The 23,822-nt window shown below is 42.1% G+C and carries 17 protein-coding genes; 11 read left to right on the top strand and 6 right to left on the bottom strand.

Annotated elements, in window-relative coordinates:
• Positions 1 to 111: 111 nt before the first annotated feature.
• The gene (locus AC5JM2_RS34750; protein ID WP_495840598.1) at positions 112 to 5,895 is read right to left on the bottom strand and encodes a translocation/assembly module TamB domain-containing protein; all 5,784 of its coding nucleotides are present in this window, start codon (positions 5,893 to 5,895) and stop codon (positions 112 to 114) included.
• An 820-nt stretch (positions 5,896 to 6,715) separates the two neighbouring features.
• Between AC5JM2_RS34750 and AC5JM2_RS34745 the strand changes: the two genes are divergently transcribed.
• The 3 genes from AC5JM2_RS34745 (at position 6,716) to AC5JM2_RS34735 (ending at position 10,269) form a co-directional block, all read left to right on the top strand.
• Positions 6,716 to 7,168, top strand: a complete 453-nt coding sequence (locus AC5JM2_RS34745) for a DUF3110 domain-containing protein (RefSeq protein WP_495840595.1) — start codon at positions 6,716 to 6,718, stop codon at positions 7,166 to 7,168.
• Positions 7,169 to 7,280: 112 nt separating this feature from the next.
• Positions 7,281 to 8,210, top strand: a complete 930-nt coding sequence (gene murQ / locus AC5JM2_RS34740) for an N-acetylmuramic acid 6-phosphate etherase (protein ID WP_495840593.1) — start codon at positions 7,281 to 7,283, stop codon at positions 8,208 to 8,210.
• Between the two features lie 400 nt (positions 8,211 to 8,610).
• The gene (locus tag AC5JM2_RS34735; protein WP_495840591.1) at positions 8,611 to 10,269 is read left to right on the top strand and encodes an alpha-amylase family glycosyl hydrolase; all 1,659 of its coding nucleotides are present in this window, start codon (positions 8,611 to 8,613) and stop codon (positions 10,267 to 10,269) included.
• 165 nt (positions 10,270 to 10,434) lie between these two features.
• Here AC5JM2_RS34735 and AC5JM2_RS34730 read toward each other — a convergent pair whose 3' ends face one another.
• On the bottom strand, positions 10,435 to 10,815 hold the full coding sequence (locus tag AC5JM2_RS34730) for a hypothetical protein (RefSeq protein ID WP_495840589.1): 381 nt from the start codon (positions 10,813 to 10,815) through the stop codon (positions 10,435 to 10,437).
• 137 nt (positions 10,816 to 10,952) lie between these two features.
• On the bottom strand, positions 10,953 to 11,153 hold the full coding sequence (locus tag AC5JM2_RS34725) for a hypothetical protein (RefSeq protein ID WP_495840587.1): 201 nt from the start codon (positions 11,151 to 11,153) through the stop codon (positions 10,953 to 10,955).
• A gap of 694 nt (positions 11,154 to 11,847) precedes the next feature.
• On the opposite strand from AC5JM2_RS34725, the gene AC5JM2_RS34720 reads away from it, so the two are divergent.
• Entirely contained in the window at positions 11,848 to 11,997 is a 150-nt protein-coding gene (locus AC5JM2_RS34720) for a hypothetical protein (RefSeq protein WP_495840585.1), read from the top strand.
• Between the two features lie 259 nt (positions 11,998 to 12,256).
• Here the strand turns inward: AC5JM2_RS34720 and AC5JM2_RS34715 are convergent, their stop codons facing one another.
• Positions 12,257 to 14,167: an ATP-binding protein gene (locus AC5JM2_RS34715; RefSeq protein ID WP_495840583.1), complete on the bottom strand. Its 1,911-nt coding sequence runs from the start codon at positions 14,165 to 14,167 to the stop codon at positions 12,257 to 12,259.
• Positions 14,168 to 14,552: 385 nt separating this feature from the next.
• On the opposite strand from AC5JM2_RS34715, the gene AC5JM2_RS34710 reads away from it, so the two are divergent.
• From AC5JM2_RS34710 to aroF, 6 genes are all read left to right on the top strand, one after another.
• Positions 14,553 to 14,783 (top strand): hypothetical protein, encoded by a 231-nt coding sequence (locus tag AC5JM2_RS34710; protein ID WP_169267270.1) that lies wholly within the window; start codon positions 14,553 to 14,555, stop codon positions 14,781 to 14,783.
• A gap of 860 nt (positions 14,784 to 15,643) precedes the next feature.
• Positions 15,644 to 16,486 (top strand): cyanophycinase, encoded by an 843-nt coding sequence (locus AC5JM2_RS34705; RefSeq protein ID WP_495840581.1) that lies wholly within the window; start codon positions 15,644 to 15,646, stop codon positions 16,484 to 16,486.
• Positions 16,487 to 16,759: 273 nt separating this feature from the next.
• Positions 16,760 to 18,427 carry an alpha-amylase family glycosyl hydrolase gene (locus tag AC5JM2_RS34700; RefSeq protein WP_495840579.1) on the top strand — a complete coding sequence of 556 codons (1,668 nt, stop codon included), beginning with the start codon at positions 16,760 to 16,762 and terminating at the stop codon, positions 18,425 to 18,427.
• A 173-nt stretch (positions 18,428 to 18,600) separates the two neighbouring features.
• On the top strand, positions 18,601 to 18,870 hold the full coding sequence (gene rpsO / locus AC5JM2_RS34695; protein ID WP_495840577.1) for a 30S ribosomal protein S15: 270 nt from the start codon (positions 18,601 to 18,603) through the stop codon (positions 18,868 to 18,870).
• 12 nt (positions 18,871 to 18,882) lie between these two features.
• Positions 18,883 to 19,350, top strand: a complete 468-nt coding sequence (locus AC5JM2_RS34690) for a PAM68 family protein (protein ID WP_495840575.1) — start codon at positions 18,883 to 18,885, stop codon at positions 19,348 to 19,350.
• Between the two features lie 254 nt (positions 19,351 to 19,604).
• Positions 19,605 to 20,663 carry a 3-deoxy-7-phosphoheptulonate synthase gene (aroF, locus tag AC5JM2_RS34685; RefSeq protein WP_495840573.1) on the top strand — a complete coding sequence of 353 codons (1,059 nt, stop codon included), beginning with the start codon at positions 19,605 to 19,607 and terminating at the stop codon, positions 20,661 to 20,663.
• 93 nt (positions 20,664 to 20,756) lie between these two features.
• Here aroF and AC5JM2_RS34680 read toward each other — a convergent pair whose 3' ends face one another.
• Entirely contained in the window at positions 20,757 to 21,644 is an 888-nt protein-coding gene (locus AC5JM2_RS34680) for a hypothetical protein (protein ID WP_495840572.1), read from the bottom strand.
• Between the two features lie 69 nt (positions 21,645 to 21,713).
• A complete protein-coding gene (locus AC5JM2_RS34675) occupies positions 21,714 to 22,307 on the bottom strand; it encodes a DUF1517 domain-containing protein (protein ID WP_495840571.1) in 594 nt (197 codons plus the stop codon).
• A 186-nt stretch (positions 22,308 to 22,493) separates the two neighbouring features.
• On the opposite strand from AC5JM2_RS34675, the gene AC5JM2_RS34670 reads away from it, so the two are divergent.
• Entirely contained in the window at positions 22,494 to 23,333 is an 840-nt protein-coding gene (locus AC5JM2_RS34670; RefSeq protein ID WP_495840569.1) for a prephenate/arogenate dehydrogenase, read from the top strand.
• Positions 23,334 to 23,822: the final 489 nt, after the last annotated feature.

Below are 23,822 nucleotides of genomic sequence, written 5' to 3'. Positions count from 1 at the left end.
CAGCTCATCTTGGCTTGATAACTGATAACCGTTCCCTGTTCCCTGTTCCCTGTTCCCCCTGTTCCCTGTTCCCTTTGTTCACTGTTTGATTCTGAGTTCTTTACTTGGTAACTAAAACCTCTTGTGATACTCAACGACAGCACGATTATCATCTAAGAAATTGGTAGTTGCACGCAGACGAATGGAATTATTCAGTCGATAATTAACACCCCATTGGAAAGGATCGTTTGTTGTCAAAATCTTGAGGGTAGAAATAGAAATCTTACGATTCAAGTCTACTCCAGCCTCCGCTGCCAACTCCAAACTTGAACTCGTCCTACCTGTTTGTACGCTGTCAGAAAGAATAGTTGGGAATAAACGCAGTTCACTTAAACCCAGTGCAGTCCCAATTTGATTTAGAGGTTCTTGAAGATTGTTTAGTACAGCCGAACCTGCTATATTAATAAGTCCCAAAGTAGCATCGTTGTTGCTTCCTTCTTGATTATTTACATATCCACCCCCAAGCAGGGCAACAATTTCTGTTTCGGTGCGTGCAGGACTGCTTGTCAATTCTACACTTTGATCGAGTTTACTTGCAGGACCTTGTACCCTAGCTTCGACACGAATATTTTCTAAAGCTGCCAACCCTGTAATATTTGGTTTATTGAAGTCAGTATTTTGAAGAACGTCGAGTACTTTGGCAAATAGTTGGATGTCTAAGTTGGGGTCACGAGGTTGATTTGCCCGAAAAATAGCTTTATGCTTATACCCATTAACAAGGTTAAATCGAGTAGTAAATAAATTGACGCTTCCCCCCTTCAGCCGGATAGTTCCTTCTGGTATTGGATTGCCAAATGAACCGTTGACAGTTAGGGAACCAGTTGCGCGGAAACTAAGAATAGGTGGACGGGTAATTTCTACGTTTTTGCCTAGCTTTAACTTTAAATCGTGAAACTTAGTGGTTGTATTGCTAACTTTCGGACTATCTTTAGGAGTATCTTGCTTTGCCGCCTTTAGGCGTGAGACATTCGTATCATTGCTATTTTCAGGGGTAGTTGGATTTTTAGATTCTGCAAGTGATACCTGACCATTATCTAACTGCAATTGACCACCAACCATTGGGTTAAGGGCAGAACCAGTCAAGAGCAAGTTACCACTGACATCTCCCTTGTAAAGTTCCTTAATATTCAAAGCCAATTGGTTAAGGGTAACGTTGAGAGGATTATCTATTTTCGTTCCCTGGTTAGCGACAGGAATTTCCCCTTGTGCTTCAACACTACCTTGGTTATTATACTTACCTCGAAGATTTTGTACGATGATGCGGTCTAAATCAAACTGCACTTTTCCTGTAATATCTGTCAACTTTCCTGGTAACGATTGAGATGAAAAGGTAGCATTATTAACAGTGGCAAGTCCATCTATAATCGGCTGTTGCCTTGTACCCCGTACCATGAGGTTTATTTCTCCCTCACCTTTTTCAAAGGCTACCTGGTTGGTTAACAGGTTTAAGACTGCTAATCCTTCATTTTGGACTTTCATCTCCAGACTAATATTATCGTTGTCTGGTTTTACGGAAGCAAAAGGTAACTGATATGGTATACTGCCAGCAATCTTAACAGGTTCTGAACCAGAAACCACAACGTGACTGCCAAAGTCCAAGCGACCATTGCCATAGTTGAAACTCGCAATTGCTGACTCTACTGCCTTTTGATTCAGAGTTCCTTGTGCAATTTGCAATTCTCCCTTTGCCTGTGGATTTTGAATACTCCCAGCTAAAGCTGCTGTGCCGTTAAGATTACCTGTTATACCAACTGGCATTTTGACAAAATTATTCAGCACTTGTACGGGGAAGTTGATCACTCGCAATTGACCAGATTGTTCACTACCACCAATGTTACCTGTCAAAGCGATAAGCCGGTTCTGAGATTCAATTCGCAAAGGTAAAAATCTGAGAACACCGTTTTCAAATCTGCCTTGAGCAATCACTTGGTCTGCTTTATACAACTGCTCTAGTTTATCTCCCTTACCCCAAACAAAGTTTTGACCATTTAAATTAAAGCTGACATCCAGTCCGTTCGCAGCAGCAGTATCTATGGAGACTTCACCATTGAAAGTTCCTTTTAAATCTTCTAAATCTGGTATGGGGGAAGCATCGCGACGCTGTTGTTTTTGTTGTGCGAACTGGGATTCAATTGCAGCAAAGCGGTTAAGTTGGGTTGACAAAGGCTCATTAGCTGTAAACCCGACTGACTGAATAGAACTCAAATCCGCTGCTTTGCCATACTTTGGTTCTGACAAACCGCGTTGGACATCTTGGAATTCGTATATCTGTAGCGCACTCAAGACATCTTGCACCTCACCCTGAGTCACGTTCAGTTTACCTTTGATTTGCGGACCTTTGGGAGTTTGGGTGAAAGTTCCAGCCAGGGCGTAACGACTAAGACCTTTGACAAATTCACCATTGGAAATGGTAGTTTGACCATCGCCGTAACTAAACTGTGCATTCAGGCGATCGCCTTTAATCCGACCAACTTGAGGCTTAGCAATGGCAACATCCCCCTGTGTCACGAATGTCTTTTGATTAACTTGAAAATTCCCAGTCAAAACTCCTGCAATTGTACCTTTACCAAGATGACTGTTAGCAGGCGGGGTAAGATTCAATATCGCCAAGGGGAAATTGTCTACTTTGATTGCCAAATTATCCCCTTGACTTTGACCGCTGGCTAATGAATCTTGCCACCGCACTAAGAAAGAGTTGGGGCGATTGTTTGCATCTGCGTTTAGTGTAATGCGATCGCGTTTGCCTGCAACATCTAAATTTAAACCCTGTCCCTGTCCCGACTGAATATTTCCAGTTAACACCGACTCAAAAGGTAATTGATTCACCACTAAGTCACGTAACCTTAGTTCCCCTTGTATATTTGGTGCTGGTAGTGTGCCATTGATTCTCCCACCAAAATCGGCTTTACCCGTTAAGCCCACACTCTTGGATAACTGTATTGGCAACTTTTGCAGATTCAAATTTTGTGCCTGAACGTTCAAATTTAGTTCAGTAATTTCTGGTATACCTTCCCTACTAGATTTGGCTAAAATGTAACCATTAGCATTCAAATCCGGGGAAGTGGCTCGCTCAATGTTCAGCTTTTGTCCATCCCAACCAACAGCTGCTGTTAGTGGTTGCTCAATACCACCAATACCTTGAGAAAACTGTACCTGACCAGAGGCACGCACGTTAGATATATTGAAAGCTCCCACGGTGCCTGCGACTTGTAGCTTACCACCAAACTGCCCCCGCAACTGCTGCGACAACCGTTTTAATTCCACACCAGAAGCATCAACCACAGCCTGATAGCGACCATCTGCCACTTGGATATTGGAAGCAGTCACAGTGCCATTTGCGACATTTAGTCGCGCCTGACCTGTCGCTTTTATTGCTTGTGGCTGAGGCGAATTAATTAGACCAGCAACATTGAATTGACCACTTAAATTACCGTTCAACTGCGGTGATACTTGTGTCAAACGCTGCAATGGTACGTTATTTGCTTGAAGTTGCATTTGATAACGACCGTTAGCAAGTTCAATGTTGGAGGCGGTGACTGTGTTGCTTCCAAAATTCACACGTGCTTGTCCTGTCGCTGTCACAGCTTCTGGTTTGAAAGATTCAACCGAACCAGCAACGTTGAACTGTCCGGTTAACCTTCCCTGAAATTGCTGGGGTGATTGTGCCAACTGTTTCAAATCAACGTCATTAGCGTTAAGTTGTGCTTTGTACAAACCCTCTGCCACTTGAATCTTAGAAGCGGTAATTGCGCCACCAGCAACTAATAGCTGTCCAACGCCCGTCGCACGCAATGTTTTGAGGTTGAAAGCGTCTGTGTTTCCTGAGACTTGGAACTTACCCGCCAATGGTCCTTGTAAACTTGGGGGTGCTTTTTTTAGTAAGCGTCCCAACTGTACACCATCTGCAACTAATTGAGCAGAAAAGCTTTCTTCGCCAAATTGAATGTTAGAAATAGCAACAGTGCCACCTGCAAGTTGAACTTTTGTGTTATCTGTGGTGCGAATCGTGGCAATTTTGAATGGGGCTGAGGTTCCTGATAAGATCAGACGACCGTTGAAGCGTGCGTCATCAATAGAGACATTTTGTAGTTGGGTGGGGTTGACAAAACGCTGCACTTGCACTTGTGAGGCATCGGCGATCGCCTGCCAACGCTGATTAGCCCAATTGCCAGCAATTTGTACTTTACCACCACCAACATTAACAGCAACATTCCGGAAAGAAACAGATTTGTCTGGGGCGATGATAGTTTCTCCGCTTCCGGGGTAAGTTGCTTGGGGTGCTTGCCATTGTACTGTTGTCTGAACGTTTTGATCTCTGCCAGTCAGTTGAGCTGTACCGGAGACAGTACCAATTTGAAATCCTGGTTTTGTCTGGTAAACAGAGGCGATTGCATCTCCCGGAACGTTCTTTGCTGTGACGTTAAAATTGATTTCAGGAATTTTGTTAACAAATTGAACTTTACCAGCGCCTGTGATTTCACCACCGACTGTGGCTTTGCCCTGAATATTTTTAAAAGTAATCACAGAAGCAACAGGAGAAAACTCAAACTGTGACTGAACAGTATTAAAATCGACTTTATCAATTTTTGCTGTTTTGATGGTGGCGACTGTACCAGAGAGAATTGGGTTTGTGGTTGGTCCAACAAGCTGTAAGTTTGCCTTAACTTCCCCAATTGTCGGTACTGGCAATTTTACCTTGAGAGTTTCGCGAGCATCTACCAAATTCACGGAATTCACACGTGCAACCAGGTTGTAGCCTGCTTTTGGGTCAATGGTACCGTTACCAACCAAGGGGATTTTGCCATAATTAGCAGAAACATTCTCTAAGTGCAGCTGAGTTTTTTCAAACCGCAGATGACCTTGAGAATTTACAAAAGGTTGTACCATTCGGGGAACTTGAAGTTGAACCCCTTGCAAAGTAGCATTACCGAAAATGAGCGGGTTTTGCTGTTTTTGTTTGAGTTGAATGTTGAGAATTTTCAGATCACCCTCAACTCGACCTGCTTGAAATTGTACAGGTAACTTAACGATGCGAGAAATCTCAGCAGCAAGCAAGTTTTGCCCACGCAGCGACTCTAAATTAATTTCTTGTGTCTTTGGACGAAAGTCTCCCTGTATGGAAAGGTTACCACCATTATCTGGTTCCGCACCTAAATCAAATTTAATCAGTTTGTTGTTTTCTAATAGTTGTGCAGTTCCATTGATTTGTGAGAATGCTACGGGGGAGGCGGAGAGGGAGGGGGAGAAGGAGGGAGGGAGAGTTTCTTTTCCTTTCTCACTCTTCTGTTCTGTCGTTCCTTGTACCCCAAGTTCTCCTACTTTCCTCAACTGCGGTACCAGGATCAGCTTGGCATTGCGAAACCGCACTTTGTCTAAATTTGTTTTAATCGGTCCTTTTTGAGGTGAGGGGATTATTTTTGTGGTTAACCAGCGCCCTTGTTCATCTTGTTTAATGTAAACATCTGGGTTGACTAAGGTGACGTCTAAGTTGAGCTTTCGCTTAAACAACAACTGTAATGGATCAAAACCTACCTCCACACCCTCGACTGTGACTTTATCTGGATCTATAGATGTTGCTGGGATGGCTGAAGCCCCAAATTTCACTCCTGTAAGCGATAGTTGTTTGACCTGTCCCAGTTCTACTGGACGGTTCAGTGTAGTGGTAAGATTGCTTTGTGCCAGCGGCACTAACTCTTTATGAATCAATTTCCACAGTCGCCAAGTACTGCCGAGAATTCCAAGAAACAAAATTCCGCCCAAGGCAATGCCACTACGATTTAAAATCAGCAGCCATTGATGCTTTTTATAAAAATGGAGGGATTGGGAGTGATCATCTGGATTACAAGCTTTGGTCATGTCGTCTCTCACTACTGACTCACCGAAACAGTCTTGAGCGCCGAGTGTAAATTCTGAAAGTGTTATCAGTTTACATTCTTTGAGAGACTCAGCGCTCAGAAAGAGGTTTGAAGCCTATGCTAGTTGCATAATAGTCGCTTTTGGGAAAACGCCACTTGCACTGAATACTGGGAAACCCAAATTCAGCAGTGGCTCTTCTACACAGCATTGTCCTGTGTAACGTGCTTGCTGCCTTAAGTTTGGGAACTTTCTTAAACGAAAAACTAACGGCATTTACATCAAGCCGGTACAGCCGCTCACAGCACTGCGTCCCGAATTTATTTGTGGAGCCATCATAGCCTTTTTTTCTGATTTAATCCCCCGAATGTATCTGTAAGGATTTATTCAGAACTTAGCACCAAGATACGGATGGAACTGCCACACTGGTAGAACTGATTGGTACGCAATTGGATTGCGCCTACTCCAGGATAACCGACGACACAAAAGACCGCAGGAGTTTTTGATCAGTATTCGTAAGAAAAGAGGGAACAGGGAACAGGGAACAGGGAGTAGACAAGAAGCGGGATTCAGTTTCTTGAAAGTACCCCATTCTTAGGCGTACCGCTTGTTATGGATGAAAGAAAGACCTTTTCCACCCGTACACCCGTACACCCCTACACCCCTGTGTTTATCACTTTCTTGAAGAAAATTATTGATATTGTCGTCTTTACCTTGTCAGGAAAATATTAAGATTTGATAAAAAAGTGAAAATTTTTGCTTCGACCTTTCATTGGACGCCTTCTAGAACTTTAATTAAAAATAGATCAAAAATGTAAGATTAATGATTACACCCATGCGTGTTTTTGTACTACTGTTTAATGCTCGGACAGAAAATGAGGGAATCCACACAATTCAGGTGGGCGAAGCTCCAGCAGGGAGCGGCGCAGAGCGCTATCGCAATAAAGTTCTGATGTTCGAGTCAGAAGACGACGCGACACGCTTTGCCCTCATGCTGGAAGCTCAAGATTTCCTCTCACCAACTGTAGAGGCGCTTGATTCAGAGGAAGTGAAAGAATTTTGTCAAGCTGCAGACTACGATTGGGAAATTGTCCCAAATGACAGTGCTTTGGCAATTCCCCCAGAAGTTAACGTTGAAGAAACAGATTGGAAACTAGAGTCGCAGGAGAATGTTGCTGAGCAAACTCCTCCTCGCAATGAGGAGTCCCAGGAAAAACCGGAAATTTCTGATTCGGAACTAGATAGCATTCGCCGCAAACTGGAAGGATTACTATAGTGAGTCATTAGTCACTAGTCATTACTGATGACTGATTACAAATAAACGGCAGTACTTCGGGAAAACCCGATCTCAGTGCTGCCTCCCAATTGCAGTTTGGACAAAAAAACAAATGACGACGAATTTGCAGGGGCGCGGTCATCTTTTGACAGAGCAGGTTAATCCTGACAGTCTGAATTTAGACCAGCTGAGTTCTCTTGAACTGGTAGAGTTATTTAATCGCGAAGATGCAAAGGCAGTGGCTGCAGTTGCTGTAGCTAAAGTTCAGTTGGCTCAAGCAATTGAACGTACTGCTGAATGTTTGCGTCACGGAGGACGCCTTTTTTACATCGGCGCGGGGACAAGTGGTCGATTAGGAGTGTTAGACGCTGCAGAGTGTCCACCTACTTTTTGTACACCTCCAGAGATGGTACAGGGAATTATTGCTGGTGGTGCGGGTGCATTAGTACGCAGTTCCGAAGATTTGGAGGACAGCGCTGAAGATGGTGAAGCGGCGATCGCCCAACGACAAATCACGCAACTTGATGTAGTGGTTGGCATTACAGCCGGTGGAACAACACCTTTTGTTCATGGCGCTATGAGTGCTGCTCGTCAACGAGGAGCGACTACTATATTTATAGCCTGCGTTCCTGTTGAACAGGTCGAGTGTGAGGCTGATATTGATATTCGCCTGTTAACTGGACCAGAGATTCTTGCTGGTTCAACTCGTCTCAAAGCAGGTACAGTCACTAAACTTGCCTTAAATACCCTGTCTACGGGTGTGATGGTGAAGTTGGGTAAAGTTTATGGCAATCGCATGGTGGATGTGGCGGTAACGAATCAAAAGTTACGCGATCGCGCTATGCGTATTTTACAAGACCTAACAGGTTTAAGTCGAGAAGCCGCTGGTTTTTTATTGGAACGTAGTGGTAAGTGGGTAAAGTTGGCGTTATTAATGCATTGGACTGGTTTGGAAAAAGAGGCGGGTTTACAACTCCTGTCACAATACCAAGGTAATGTCAGGGCAGCTGTTGCTAGTTATAAAAACAACGAGCAAGCCTGAAAATTCTACTTCGAGTTACAACTAAAAAAGTGAGAAATGAGGAGTGACTTATTCCTCATTTACAATTTGTATGTTTTTTGATTGACAAGCTTGTGACCTATTTTTTCTAATTATCTTAGTTCAATCACTAAAACTTTATAATTAATTAATAAATCAAACATAAGTATACTTTACATAAAAATTACTTCTTGAGAGATACGTAAAAATGATTTGATTATCTCTTGAGGATGATTGGCTAGTTTGTTTATAAATTAGAAAATACTCATGACTGCCGGAATTCATTCAACACTTGCTAATCACTAGAAGTTAATCGCTTTGAGCCATTATCTTTATAGTCATTAGTAACATAATTATTGTCTTTTTTCAATGCATCTCCTTCTCTTCTTTTTATATACTTACTATGGCAAAGCCAATTGAATTTAATTTATTTGCACCTTACAACGAAGCAGCTTCTTTAATTGGTTCTTTTTCTGATTGGGAACCAATTTCAATGAAAAAAGGTGAAGATGGTTATTTTCGCACAACTGTTGAATTAGAAGATGGTGATTATAAATATAAATTTCGTGTGCAGTCAAAGTCTTGGTTTTTTGAACCAGACCAATGGGTAGATGTGACAGATCCCTATGCAACTGACATTGATGAAATGAGTGGCAAGGATGACGGTGTTGTACACATCAAAGATGGGAAACGTGTTGTAGATACTTGTGTTTGGCAACACGACGATAAACATCTGCCCGCAAACCAGGAATTAGTTATTTATGAATTGCACGTTGGTGACTTTTCTGGTGGTGAAGATGATCCACATGCACGAGGAAAGTACAAGCATGTCGTTGAGAAGTTAGATTACCTCAGTGAACTGGGAATTAACGCGGTTGAGTTAATGCCAATTAAAGAATATCCAGGAGATTATAGTTGGGGTTACAATCCACGTCACTTCTTTGCCCCAGAATCGAGTTACGGTCCGACATCAGGATTGAAAAATCTTGTTGATGAGTGCCATGCAAGAGGAATTCGTGTGATTATGGATGGTATTTATAATCATTCAGAATCATCAGCTCCATTAACACAAATCGACCACGATTATTGGTATCATCACGAGCCTCGCGACCCCGATAATAACTGGGGACCAGAATTTAATTACGAACACTATGACAAAAAATTAGAGATTTATCCCGCTCGTAAATTTATTGGTGATACAGTTCGTTTTTGGGTGGGTGAGTATCACCTTGATGGAATTCGCTACGATGCAGCACGGCAAATTGCTAACTATGATTTCATGCACTGGATAACGGAAGAAGCCAGAAATACTGCCAGCATGAAGCCTTTTTATAACATTGCCGAACATATTCCAGAAACGACTAGCATTACCAACGCTGATGGACCAATGGATGGCTGTTGGCATGATAGTTTCTATCATTGTATTAAGGATCATATCTGTGGTAAGACCTTTGATTTAGAACGCCTCAAAGATGCGATCGACGCAAAACGTCAAGGCTTCATGGGTGCTACAAATGTTGTGAATTACCTCACCAACCATGATCATGATCGCTTAATGGTGGAATTAGGTAACAACAATATCTTTGATGAAGAAGCTTTTAGGCGGTTGAAGTTGGGAGCTGCTATCCTTTTAACAGCGATGGGTGTACCCATGCTTTGGATGGGTCAGGAATTTGGCGAGTATAAGCCGAATACACAAGAATCATCTAAAATTGAATGGGGATTGCTAGGTAATGATTTGAACCATAGCTTGTTTGAATACTATAAAGGCTTAATACACCTGCGTAAAAGCAATCATGCTCTCTACACAGAAAATGTTGATTTCATCCACGAAAATCCAGAAGATAAAGTATTAGCTTATAGCCGTTGGAACGATGAAGGTTCTCGTGTTGTGGTTGTGGCTAATTTTTCAGAAAACTTCTTGGGCGAGTATCAAGTTTCTAACTTCTCCAACAATGGCAAATGGCACGAGTGGACAGGCAATTATGATGTAGAAGCTAACGACGATCGCATTACCATTGATATTGGACCATATGAAGCTAAAGTGTTTGTTTGGCAGTAAATCAGTTATTAGCTGTCAGCCATTAGTTGTTAGCCAAAGGTAATATAGAAATCCTAAATTATTCGTGATTTAGGATTGCTATATGCATAACTTTAACTAATTACACTTGGTTGTTAAAAAAGCTCTTACATCTCGGTGCAATGCCTGTTTACTTTTGATTTAATACTAAGCACTGAGTTGAGTCATTTCAACGGGCATGGGTTGGATGGAAATGATGGGAATAGTTTCCACCAAAGAAACCGTATAAGCGGAAAGGTGTAAAAAATCGGACACAGGGTCAGACAACAAAATCTTAAAGATCATCTCTCTAAGGTCGTTCGATATCTGGGATAAACCAGTCAGGGGGAAGCTGCGGCTTCCCATCTCTGTTTTTTGCGCCAACACCGAATACTCAAAAAAAACGATACTTACCGCCTGACGCTGTTGTTGATTAATTCGTAACAAGATATGGTCGGTCAGTTCTATCCCCGTTGCTTTTGATCCTGGTTCAAAGCAAACAGTCAGCGTATCGCTTGCTTCATCATATTTAACACTTGGCTTGCTCATATACTTAACCCATCACCTTTTGATATGCCGTGACTACGTAGTTATTTGGTATAGGTTGACCCAATTCCCCTTCTTTAAAGCGACACAGAACAATAGCGACTATGTGGGTATTGTCAAAGGGTAAATCATCAAATGCCTTAGTAGTAACGATATTTTTGCGGATTCAATGGGTCTTGAGTCCGACGACCAGAACGAATGGTTTGTTTTAGTTCATCCTCACATTCTTCCATCTCTGGATGGTTTTCTGGATCAATAACGTGTTCCCATCGCTCCTCAGTTATATAAATATTGTTACTGTAGCGGTCGTACACACTCCAACGTTTATCATCAATGTTCATGATATGGCTTGTGTCATTATCAAGCGTTTACGACGATATTTTTAGTTTAGAGCAAACGGGCATTTAGCCAAGAACCGTAGGAAAATCATTAAGGGATATAGGCGAATACATCTAGCAAGTTTCCAACTAATCCGATTTAACCCAATCGGTAGGGGATGCTGGATTTTCTGATGGTACGTTTGATGCTGGCGTTTCCAACTAATCCGATTTAACCCAATCGGTAGGGTTTTATTTACTGCAAAAGTTGCAGGTACAATGAAAATGTTTCCAACTATAGCGCTTCTCAGTTGCGTACAATACACAGCTGTAGAGACGTAGCATGCTACGTCTCTACATTATTCGTGGTGGTGTATGTGATTCAAATGAGAACCGCTATAATCCGATTTAACCCAATCGGTAGGGGATATAAATACTACCCATGGACGTGGGACTACAGAGTTTCCAACTAATCCGATTTAACCCAATCGGTAGGGAATTTGTCGTCTTAGGTGCATTACTACCCTCTCTAGTTTCCAACTAATCCGATTTAACCCAATCGGTAGGGTCGTTTTATTCTAGCCCCCTAGGGTATAGACTCGAGGCACTTGTTTCCAACTAATCCGATTTAACCCAATCGGTAGGGAGTTCGTCTAGCAGCCCTTACCCAGTAAGAGTTTCAGCCGCCAAATCGACACCACTCTCAAAACCATTATATATGTTGTGCAAAATTGAGCAACACACATACCTCAAACCCTTACCCTACAAGCAATCGACACCACTCAACGAAAAATATAGGGTTTCAGCGATTTGGCGAGTGGTGTCGATGCACCACCTAAAAATCACCCCTAATCTTCCCCAAACCTAGATTACGCAATACTTTTAGGTGTTGAGTGAGTGTAGAGACATAGCCCTATGGCTGACGCCACGGCTGCGCCTAACGGGTTCGTCAGTCGCTACAACGGGGGGGAACCCCCCTTCGGGTTCACCAGTCACCTACGGCGGTAAACCCGCCTGCAGCGCTGGATTCACCGCAACGCGCTGACTCACATGCTACATCTCTACATCTCTACATTGTTGGTGATAGTGTATGTGATTCAAATGAGAACCACTCTATTCACATCAACTTACAAAACCGTTCCAATCTCCTTTAAATAAACCCGTGTAAAAGGTTCATCTACACCAAGAGTATACTCTTCTATCAAACCCTTGCGCCTAATAGAAATGTTGTCTCCATTTTTGATCACAACAGTTGAATCATCAAAAACATCCCGCGTTAACGTCATCTCAGTTTCTGTAGGATTGTTTAAAACTACCATGTTACTTCCGTAGTAAAACATTCCTTCATTTTCCAAAACGTCTTCTTTGTATTCAGCAATCAGCATATCAAGCTTGGGATTACGCAACAAAGAAAGGATATTGGTGTTGTAATCTGGACTCAAAATTTTTGCCGAACGATTTATGAAAACACCATCACGACAAACAGCGCCTATTGTCCAATCTGGGTGTTGTAAAAGAATATGGTCAATTGTTTCTTGAATTTGCTGAACCGAGATATTGTTGAACGTGACTATTGGTATTCTGGCATCTGTACCCACTTGATAAAAGGTTTCCAGAATGTGTGAGGGTACATCAACGCTTTCACCGATAGAAGGCTTGAGATGCATCAAAATTCCTGGCGCAGCGTTGATTTCTAAGATAGAAAAGTCGTTAGACTTCCAAGATTCGCTAAGATTTGGTGCAATAACATCAATCCCCAGGCAAACAAGGCGGAAGTGTTGGGCAATATCTTGTGCCAAAATGATATTGTCAGGATGAACAGTGCGGGTTGCATCAATGCTCACACCTCCAGCCGAGAGGTTAGCAACTTTGCGAAGAGAAACGTTGCGATCTTTCTCAACGACGCTGTCCAATGACAAGCCCTGTTGTTCAAGATACTGTTCCATCGCTTCATCCGACTGAATTTTCGTCATCGGCGAGGTGGGTGTATCCAAACGCCCAGGTTTTCGGTTTTCGTCTCGGATTAACTGTTGAATGGTTGATTTTCCATCACCCACAACCCATGCCGGACGACGTTCAATAGCAGCAACAAATCTGCCATTCACACACAACACGCGGAAGTCTGACCCCACAATGCTTTTTTCAACAATAACTCGGGTTGGCTCGTTTTCTGGAATTGCCTCAAGCGCCCTTCTAAAAGCAGATTTGAGTTCATACTCGTCTCGTACTTCGGCGGTGACTCCAATTCCTTTGTGACCAGCCACAGGTTTGACTGCTACTGGGTAGTTAATGTCTCTAGCTACTGCAAGAGCCTGCTTTTCTGAATTCACAATATCACCTTTCGGCACTGGAAAACCCAAGGTTTTTAGAAACGCTTTGCAGTCATCTTTGCGCGTGGTGAAGTCGGAATCTAGATGGCTATCGCTATCAAATGTCGTTGCTATTCCCCGAACCTGTTTTTTGCCGTATCCGTACTGTGTCAGTCCTTCATCCCATAGATAAAAAGCGGGAATACCTTTTGTGTCAGCTGTACGCAGTAAAGCGTAAACTGTAGGACCACCGTAGACTGATTGCCGGAACTTACTTTGAAGTGTTAAAAGTTGCTCTTCAAAATTAATGTCTTTGTGCTGAGTTATGGCTTCAAACCAATCCCATACAAAGTAAAGTACACCTCTAGTAGTACGCTCGTGAAGCGATTGTATGCTAATTGTCGCATAACTTTCATATGACTTGATACCCCAATGGTCGAGGTGTAAGCCCATATCTAGCTTTCCGACTTCTGACACGGTGCGGGCAAACAGATGAGCATAGGAATCAAATGTTTGGTCGCGCAGGTTTGGGTAGCGATCGCTAATAATTGAGACGTAATCCTCAATCGGCAGAGGTTTTGTGAACTCAGTTACAGCAAAATCAAAGACCAACGCGCCTGCGTCCAAGTAAGGATTTGGTCCTATGTAATGCTTGAACTTGAAGATGTCGAATGCATCAGTTTTTCTGGCATTGATGCGAACTGTATTGGTGATTTTGTCTTGAACCATAAGACTATTACCTCTGACTAAACACCCTGAAATCTGAACAAATACTAGCGTTTCCTCAGACGTCTTTACTGTCTATGAGTTTAATACCCTTTTGTAAGCGAAGGTCAATGCCTACGCTACATCTGTGCTTTATAGTGAACACTGGCATTAATAGCTACTTTTATATAATATTATTGTACTCAGTATCACCAAGAACATTCAGCTATCTAAAGATATAGTTAAGCTGTTATACTAAGTGAATAGTCAATAGTCAAAATAACAGATGCATCAACATTTAACCATTGCTATTGACTAGTACCTAAATATATAACCTTTGAAGGGTGCAATTAAACACTAGTTAATTTATAAATAGTAAGCACTAAGAAGCGCTAAGGAGACGGCAAGTATGACTAACGCAAAAGCTGTTCTCAGAAAAGAGGTTCAGCATCTTGCTGAGGAAGCTTTCCAACACAAACTCATTTCTGGATATGGAGATGGTCCAGACGGTAATGAGTATCAAATTGTATATCAAGGTAAACCCAGGCATTTCGCTTTAGAAGAGGCACGTTCTTTTTTATGCGAGTTACTGTTTGAAACACAACAGGGTGACCAACATTCTGAAGAATTGAGTATTTGAGATTTAACTAGAACACCACAACTCACCATGAATAGTATACGGCACTCAGTCAGATAGACCTCCGGAACATTATTGAAATCGGGAGGTGTTTTGATTTTTACAACCATCCTGATTTTACAAGGAGGCACGCTCAAAATCTGAGGGGCTGGCACCCGTATCCAACACAGCGAGTTATGGAATTGTCCAAAGTATTCTTGGTGTTCTCACTATAAAGATATGTGGATTCCACAGACTTGTTTTGTCACGTAAAGCGCAGTTATGCTACCTGTGCTATATTTCTATGGGCTATATATTACTGTCAGTGCTATGGGAAAACCAACAAATTTTGTTACATTCCGAGTGAATGATCTAGAGAAAGAAATCTTACGTAATTACTGCGAAAAACTAGGCAGAACGCAAACTGATGTACTGAGAGAACTTATACGTAACTTGCAAAAAGAAAACATTACGTTAGGTTAAGTCAACCTAAAATAGTTTATCTTATCCCACGGCTTTTGCTGTTCGCGTAGCTCGGCGCTAGCCATAAATCAGTGATCTTGGTATTTTCAATGGTCGTGGGATGAGTTAAAAAAGTTGCCTTTCAAATTTATACAAAAGCTAATACAAGCCTCTTACGGGTCAAAAGTCATAACAGTTAAATGTTTCTGACTTTTGACCTTATTTATTTAGTTGAACTTGAATGAAATAAAGAGTCACTATTTTTACTCTAGTTCTACTTTTTTTACAGAGAAATATGTGGTTGTTTACTTTGCATATTATAGTCTGCATTAATTTTTTGTATCTTTCTCTACCAAATGGTAGTTTTTAACACTAAAATCATCATGTTTTATAGAAATAGACCACTTGTATCAGGAGGCTCTATGGTAGCTAGTGAGATTAAGCGACAACTAGTCATTATTGGGGGGGCGGAAGATAAGGAGGGAGATTGCCAAATTCTTCGGGAGTTTGTTCGCTACGCTGGGGGTACAAAAGCCAGAATTGTGATCATGACAGCCGCGACAGAACTGCCAAGAGAAGTCGGAGAGAATTATATTAGAGTGTTTGAACGCTTAGGTGCTGAGGATGTTCGTATACTTGACACTGAAACCCGTGAAGATGGGTCTTCATCTACAGGGTTAGCAGCGATAAATAAAGCTACAGGTATATTTTTTACTGGAGGAGACCAAGCCCGTATCACAAGTATTCTTAAGGATACCGAAATAGATGCAGCTATTCATCAGCGCTTCTCTGAAGGTATAGTTGTAGGAGGTACAAGCGCAGGAGCCGCTGTCATGCCAGATGTGATGATTGTCGAAGGCGACTCCGAGACAAACCCTCGAATGGAAATTGTAGACTTAGGTCCTGGTTTAGCTTTTCTCCCAGGAGTAGTGATAGACCAACATTTCTCACAACGCGGACGCTTGGGACGCTTGGTTGCAGCTTTAGCACAGCAGCCTGCTGTTTTGGGATTTGGTATTGATGAGAACACTGCTATGGTAGTCACCGATAACCAGTTTGAAGTCGTTGGGCAAGGTTGTGTAACAGTTATCGATGATTCAGAGGTTGTGCACAGCAACGTTGGCGAGATTTTGAAAGATGAACCTTTAGCAGTTTGCGGAGCAAAGCTTCATATCCTACCACATGGATACAAATTTGACCTGAAAACCCGTAAGCCTATCCTAGATAGTCTTACTGTAACGACTGTCCCTGTACCCGCTGCTTAAAAAATACTTATATTTTCACCAAATGCATTGACAAACAAGTGGGAATTAGAGAATGCTAGTTCCCACTTTTTTGTTACTTTTGATTCCTCTTTCTCCATCGAATGGCAAAAAATATAATGTGTATTCTAACTACCAAAAAATTATTAGGTATCTGAGAGAATAATTTATTAAGAAAAATAAATGTGACTCAAGAAAGAAGATTGATTTATCTTGATATGAGAATATATTTGTATATTCTTGATTTGAGTTTCTTATACTGATTAAGTAGTTTAAATGGCAACTAATCTTGAATTTTATTTATTTGCTCCTCGTAATCAAAAAGCTGCCTTAATTAGTTCCTTTTCTGAGTGGCAAGAAATACCAATGGAAAAAGGAAATGACGGCTTTTTCCGTACTCAAGTAGAATTAGAGGATGATATCTATCAGTATAAGTTCCGTATTCAAACGAAGAGTCCACAATTTGAGCCAGAGCAATGGATAGATGTTATTGATCCTTATGCAACAGAGGTTAATGAAAAACTAAAAGTCGGTGTCGTAAGAATTCAAAATGGAAAAAAGATTGTTGATACTTATGTTTGGCAACACGACAATATAAAATTACAAAACAATAATGAGTTAGTGATATACGAAATACATGTAGCTGATTTTACTGGAGGCGAAGTTGACTCTGATCAGCACGGAAAGTATGTAGATGTTATTAAAAAATTAGATTACCTGCATGAGTTAGGAATTAACGCTATTGAATTAATGCCAGTTAATGAACACTTTGGTGATTATAATTGGGGATATAAAGTATGTCACTATTTCGCGACAGAATCTAGCTACGGCACAACAGAAGATTTAAAACGATTTATAGACGAGTGCCATGCGAGGGGTATTCGCGTTTTGCTTGATGGAATTTTTAACCACACGGATGAAGAATGTCCGTTAATGCTAATTGATAGGAATTATTGGTATTACGAATATATGCATTATCCGGAAGATCCAGGTAATTATTGGGGTCCGGAGTTTAACTATGACAACTACGACGAGAAGTTAGACGTTAAGCCTGCATGGAAGTACGTTGGTGATATTATACGGTTTTGGGTTCAGGAGTATCACATTGATGGAATTCGCTTTGATGCGGTGCGTCAATTAGCTAACTATGAATTTTTAGATTGGGTGGGTAAACAAGCTAAAAAAAGTGCGATTCCTAAACAGTTTTATAACGTTGCTGAACATATTCCTGATAGCAGTAAAGTGACGACTCCATCAGGACCGCTAGATGCTTGTTGGCATGAAAGTTTTCGCTATTTTGTGATTCCACATATTTGCGGTGAGATGTTTGAACCGGAAAAACTCAAGGAGGTTATAGACCCAAGAAAACAGGGTTATGAGGCTAGTATAAACGTAATCAATTACTTAGCGAGTCATGACCGTGAACATCTTTTGAGAGAATTGGGCGATCGCGGTATCTTTGACGAAGATGCATTTAGACGAGCCAAGTTAGCAGCAGCGCTATTGCTAACAGCAATGGGTGTACCTATGCTGTGGATGGGGGAAGAATTTGGAGAACACAAACGTAAAAGTGAAACTGTCACTCAGCCTCAAAAAATTACATGGTCTTTATTAGAAAAAGACCAGAATCGGGATTTATTTGAATACTATAAAAAACTGATTGCGTTACGCAAAAAAAATTCTGCTTTGCAAAGTGAGAACATTGAATTTTTCCATGAGAGTCTAGACGAAAAAGTACTGGCATATGTTCGTAGTCAAGAAGATTCTCGCGTTGTTGTAATAGCAAATTTTTCCGATCAAAACAAGAGTGGATATCATATTCCTGACTTCCCCTGTGCAGGGACATGGCATGAGTGGACTGGTAATTATAATGTCGAAGCTGGGAAACACGGCATCAGAATTGATATAGAGTCATTCCAAGCCAAAATTCTTGTCCAGCAGTAGGAAAAATCTAAAAATCCTCGTCTTACTAAACTGCACACTCTCAAATGACTCCATGTCGCTGGATTTCGCCTTTGCGATTTCTCATCACCCAGTCTTTTAGCAAAATAGGCCTGCTCCCGGATGGCTATGATATTATGGGAAACTGCTGCATACATTTAGAAATTGATTAGATCATGGCTTTAACGCAAGAGCGCAAACAAGAAATACTGACACAGTACCAAGTTCACGAAACCGATACTGGCTCTGCTGATGTTCAAGTCGCTATGCTAACAGCGCGTATTATCCGTCTTAGCGAACATCTCCAGGCAAACAAGAAAGATCATTCTTCGCGTCGAGGATTGTTGAAGCTTATTGGTCAACGTAAGCGTCTATTATCTTATATTCTGGAAGAAAACCGAGAACGTTATCAAGCTTTGATTGGTCGTCTCGGCATTCGTGGATAGAGACTAGTACTTATGTCTGCTGAATCTGAACGCAGTCAGTTGCCTTTTGAACCAAACAAAAAGCGCCAAAAACCCGCAAAAGCAAAAGGCAAACAACCAGATACCAAGCAGGAATCTGGGAAAAAGGACGAGAAGAAGCCATCTTTTACCAAAGAAGAGATGGCTATACCCAAAGTTATTAGCCAACGAATGATTCGCCGAGTGGCTGTTTTTTGTGGTGTGCCAACAGCTTTGGGAATCAGCACCCTGATTGTGAGTTACTTCCTATTGATTTATGCTGGAATTAAACTAGCCCCCATCGCCGTCTTACTCGTGAACATGGGTTTTTTTGGTTTGGGGGTGTTGGGGATAACTTATGGTGTTCTCTCTGCCTCTTGGGATGAACACAGAGTTGGAGGTTGGCTGGGCTGGAATGAGTTCACGACTAATTGGGAACGAATGATAGCAGCTTGGCGTGAAACTCGCCAAAAAAACGTTTGACGAGCAGTATTCAGTGAGCAAATCACTGTGACGTTGGGTAAATATCAAAAAAAATAATGTTGAAGTTTAAATTTTGTAACTTCAACATTACAAATTCAAAATTGATGAATTTTTTGAGACAGAACATCTTCAATAACGGGACTAGTGAGCGCTATATTGAAAAGTTAATTTTGGTTGCTCACGCTTTCTAATTTGAAACCACTGATTCATCTAGAATATTTTCAGCTAGGACTCAACTAGGCAGGAATTTTAGCATGATTATAGTCATGAAAATTGGTTCCCCTGAGGCGGAAATAGACCGTCTGGGCGAGGAACTTGGCACTTGGGGACTGACAGCAGAAAAAATTGTTGGTAAGCATAAGGTAGTAATTGGTCTTGTTGGTGACACCGCTGACTTAGATCCGCTACAAATTCAAGAAGTTAGCCCTTGGATTGAGCAAGTGCTGCGAGTAGAACAGCCTTTCAAACGGGCTAGCCGTCAGTTTCGACATGGAGAATCTTCTGAAGTCATCGTTGACACTCCTAATGGACCAGTTCCTTTTGGTGAACACCATCCTGTGGTTATTGTTGCAGGTCCCTGCTCAGTAGAAAATGAAGAAATGATCGTAGAAACGGCGCGGCGAATCAAAGCTGCCGGGGCACACTTTTTGCGTGGTGGCGCATATAAACCCCGAACCTCGCCTTACGCCTTCCAAGGACACGGCGAGAGTGCTTTGGAATTGTTGGTAAAAGCGCGAGAAGAAACTGGGCTGGGCATTATTACAGAAGTTATGGATAGTGCAGAGTTGGATAAAGTCGCAGAAGTCGCAGATGTTGTCCAGGTAGGGGCAAGAAACATGCAGAACTTCTCGCTGTTGAAAAAAGTAGGCGCACAACCAAAACCAGTTCTTCTCAAGCGAGGAATGTCTGCAACTATTGAAGATTGGTTAATGGCGGCGGAATATATTCTAGCAGCAGGAAATCCAAATGTGATTTTGTGTGAGCGTGGTATCCGCACTTTTGACCGCCAGTACACTAGAAATACCTTGGATTTGTCAGCGGTGCCAGTGCTACGCAAACTAACTCACCTACCAATTATGGTTGATCCTAGTCATGGTACGGGCTGGGCGACATATGTCCCTTCAATGTGTTTAGGGGCGATCGCCTGTGGATGCGATTCTTTGATGATTGAAGTTCATCCCAACCCAGCAAAAGCCTTATCTGATGGACCACAATCTCTCACACCCGAACGTTTCGACAGTTTGATGGAAGAACTTGCGGTGATTGGTAAGGCAGTTGGGCGTTGGCAGCAGCCAGTGGTTGCCATAGCATAATAGATCCAATAAGTCAATTTTCAATCATCTAAAAAACCCCTTCCAGTAACGGGAAGGGGTTCTTTCAATTATTGTGGTTAACTGCCGACTTTTCTACCGCCTTCTACCAAAACCACTTGAACGGGGGACTCGCGAACGACCGCCACTACCAAAACCACTACCGCTAGGACTGCGTCTGATATTAGAGTTACCAGAAGGTCTTAGGGTACTTCCGCCAAAGCCAGAACCAGTCGAGCGACTGCCCGTATTTGGGGTAGTCCGTCGTATAGTTGAAGAATCACCAGGATATGACCTTCTAATTGTGCCTGTGCTACGGAAAGCAGTACGGTTTCTCTCTACTGCTGGGGCTGCATTATAGCGGCTGCGGTAACTACTAACCGCATCGCCATAGCTACTACCATAGCCACCGTAGCCAGTCAGCACTCCACCAGGCTGGTATACAGGTGGTACATAATGTTGGGGTCTAAACAACATGTTACCAATTGCCTGTCCCGCTATAGCACCAGCAACAGAACCAGCAAAAGGTGCCCAGAAGCTATTCTGTTGACGGACGACTACTGTTTCCTGTTGTCCAGTTTGGGGATTGGTTTTCGTCTCAGTAACGTTGTGGACGTACGCAATTTTGAAGTCTTCTGTTAAATATAAAGCTGGCTGTCCATTCTCTACCTTTAGATAACTTTTCTTCCCTTGTTTGACCTCATCATCAGTCAGCCGCGCCATTTGTAAATTTTGGCTTTTAAAACTTGGGGGCGTAGCGTTGAGTAAAAACAACGTGTACTCCCCGTCAGCATCGTTGTAGGTAGCTTGCTGTACAGGATACTGACCATCATTTAGCTTGGTGGTTGCTGTTGTCGTTTGAGTGGTATTACTAGCTTGAGGTGTAGTTTGATCTGATCTCCCACCACCGCAGGAGACAGTTGTTACACACAAACTCAAGGCCAAAAAAACCGCTGTTAGTTTACGCACGATTGTCATGAACATTTGACTATCATCCTATCTCCGAGCTTAACAATTTCTTACTAGGGTGGTTGGTACGGACAACCCAACCAATTACAACGGAATTAATTCCGGGTAATATTGCAAGAGTTGGTCGTTGGTGAGTTCATCGCCCAATCGAGCTGGTGAAAAATGCACCTGAATTGCCCGCAATTTATGTTTGTAGTGTAGGTTTATTAAAGCTTTAAAGCCTTCCTTAAGTGCCGTAATATTAGCCAAGTCAGTTTCTAAATCAGGGACTTCTCCTTCGCTAGCGATTGTCATCATGATCACGACATTGCGCGTTACAGGAAGAGATAAAGGTTCATCATACCCTGAGTCAGAACCAAAATCTGGTTCACTGAGGTAACGTTGAGCGGAGTCTGTAAATAATTCATTTACATAGTCTCCCGCCTCTCCTTCACTCCAAAATACGTCACCTTCATTAGCAGCAGAAAGCCAATATTCATCGTATTGCAGTAGAGTTTGGCAGATTTCTACCAATCCTTCTCCCAAAACTTCTATGTCACCATCGGTATCTATGGCTTCCCTAGCAGCACGGTTTAAAACTCCCAAAATAGGTGCTACCTCAGATCCACTTAAATGTAACATGATACGACAGACCACATAGCGCGTCTTGCCGATCATTTTATTAAAAGTACTACGCATGTTTCTTCCTCCTTTTGAATGTTGTTAGCTGTTAATGACTAACCGCTCACTCATGACTTATATAATGTAATCCTTGCTCGTAAAAAGCACGTGCATGGAAAAATCCGCTTTCTCGCTCCAGATTTATAGTTTTTGATCACCAAGGTGCAAAATATACATGATATAAAATCTCAAAATGACAAATAGATGAATATTGGTATTTTAGGACTTGGACTGATAGGTGGCTGCTTAGGTTTAGATTTGCGATCGCAAGGACATCATATTTTAGGCGTTAGCCGACGAGAATCAACCTGTAAGCGAGCAATAGCCCTTGGTAGCACAGATGAAGCGTCAGTTGACATCAGCCTGCTAGCAAAAGCCGAAGTGGTATTTATCTGTACACCCATAGGGCTTATTGTTCCCACATTAGAGCAGCTCATGCCTCATCTGGCTTCTCATACAATTGTCACTGATGTCGGTTCAGTTAAAACACCGATAGTTAAGGCGATCGCTCCCCTCTGGGACAATTTTATCGGTGGACACCCAATGGCGGGAAGAACCGATAGTGGTATAGAAGCAGCTATCCCCAATTTATTTGAAAAAAAACCTTATGTCCTGACACCAACAGAAACGACACCACCAGATGCAATCACAATCGTAGAAAAAATTGTACATGAACTTGGGGCGACTCTGTATCATTGTTCTCCAGAAGAGCACGACCGAGCAGTCAGCTGGATTTCACATTTACCCGTGATGGTTAGTTCCTCGTTGATTGCTGCTTGTATGAGTGAAACCGACACGAATGTGCTGGAATTAGCCCAGAAGTTTGCTAGTTCTGGCTTTAAAGATACAAGTCGTGTTGGTGGCGGTAATCCAGAATTAGGGCTGATGATGGCGCGGTACAATCGTGCCTGCTTGCTCAATTCACTCCAGCAATATCGTCACAATCTAGATGAATTGATTCATTTCGTTGAGCAGGAAGATTGGGTAGCTTTAGAACAACAGATACAGTCTACTCAAAAGGCAAGACCGAAGTTTGTTGAGTAAGATTTAAAAAAGAATTCAGCAATTCCTGAGTCAGGAGTCAGAATCACTTTCGATAGCGGGATTAAAACTTACTCATCTCCTAACTTGCACATTTTAGAACCGTTATACAGTAAGGCTTTGAGAAATCTTATAAAAATGTGCTTGTTTCATATTTTGCGGGAGCGTTAATCGCGCCCGTTGGGCGCTCACATCTTGCACCTAACCGGAGTACGCCTGGAACTTAAGTTCCAGGCTAATAGCTTAAGTCCGTTAAAACGGACTAAAAGACTAACAAGAGTCCGTTTTAACTGAGATCTTGCACCATTCTCAATTACCCATACTGCCAGCCATTGACAGCAAGGTCTAAACCATTTTTGCGAGCCAATTGTCGAAGTCGTTTGATCTGGAGTAACACTTTTAAAAGTACTAATTGTGGAAACAAAGCTTCAGCAGCGATCGCTGCCAATTCACCCCAATCAGGTAGACCAGTATAATCTGACCATAAGTATG

Source organism: Brasilonema angustatum (genome assembly GCF_059505445.1).
The sequence above is the reverse complement of the archived record's forward strand: the minus strand, read 5'-3'. Positions and strand labels throughout refer to the sequence as shown.

Coding starts and splice junctions, on each gene's coding strand:
- AC5JM2_RS34735 (WP_495840591.1), top strand. CDS start 8,611: ATGGCAAAGCCAATTGAATTTAATTTATTTGCACCTTACAACGAAGCA.
- AC5JM2_RS34705 (WP_495840581.1), top strand. CDS start 15,644: ATGGTAGCTAGTGAGATTAAGCGACAACTAGTCATTATTGGGGGGGCG.
- AC5JM2_RS34700 (WP_495840579.1), top strand. CDS start 16,760: ATGGCAACTAATCTTGAATTTTATTTATTTGCTCCTCGTAATCAAAAA.
- AC5JM2_RS34680 (WP_495840572.1), bottom strand. CDS start 21,644: ATGTTCATGACAATCGTGCGTAAACTAACAGCGGTTTTTTTGGCCTTG.
- aroF (WP_495840573.1), top strand. CDS start 19,605: ATGATTATAGTCATGAAAATTGGTTCCCCTGAGGCGGAAATAGACCGT.
- AC5JM2_RS34710 (WP_169267270.1), top strand. CDS start 14,553: ATGACTAACGCAAAAGCTGTTCTCAGAAAAGAGGTTCAGCATCTTGCT.
- AC5JM2_RS34720 (WP_495840585.1), top strand. CDS start 11,848: ATGTTGTGCAAAATTGAGCAACACACATACCTCAAACCCTTACCCTAC.
- AC5JM2_RS34690 (WP_495840575.1), top strand. CDS start 18,883: ATGTCTGCTGAATCTGAACGCAGTCAGTTGCCTTTTGAACCAAACAAA.
- AC5JM2_RS34675 (WP_495840571.1), bottom strand. CDS start 22,307: ATGCGTAGTACTTTTAATAAAATGATCGGCAAGACGCGCTATGTGGTC.
- AC5JM2_RS34745 (WP_495840595.1), top strand. CDS start 6,716: ATGATTACACCCATGCGTGTTTTTGTACTACTGTTTAATGCTCGGACA.
- AC5JM2_RS34715 (WP_495840583.1), bottom strand. CDS start 14,167: ATGGTTCAAGACAAAATCACCAATACAGTTCGCATCAATGCCAGAAAA.
- AC5JM2_RS34670 (WP_495840569.1), top strand. CDS start 22,494: ATGAATATTGGTATTTTAGGACTTGGACTGATAGGTGGCTGCTTAGGT.
- AC5JM2_RS34750 (WP_495840598.1), bottom strand. CDS start 5,895: ATGACCAAAGCTTGTAATCCAGATGATCACTCCCAATCCCTCCATTTT.
- AC5JM2_RS34725 (WP_495840587.1), bottom strand. CDS start 11,153: ATGAACATTGATGATAAACGTTGGAGTGTGTACGACCGCTACAGTAAC.
- AC5JM2_RS34730 (WP_495840589.1), bottom strand. CDS start 10,815: ATGAGCAAGCCAAGTGTTAAATATGATGAAGCAAGCGATACGCTGACT.
- murQ (WP_495840593.1), top strand. CDS start 7,281: ATGACGACGAATTTGCAGGGGCGCGGTCATCTTTTGACAGAGCAGGTT.
- rpsO (WP_495840577.1), top strand. CDS start 18,601: ATGGCTTTAACGCAAGAGCGCAAACAAGAAATACTGACACAGTACCAA.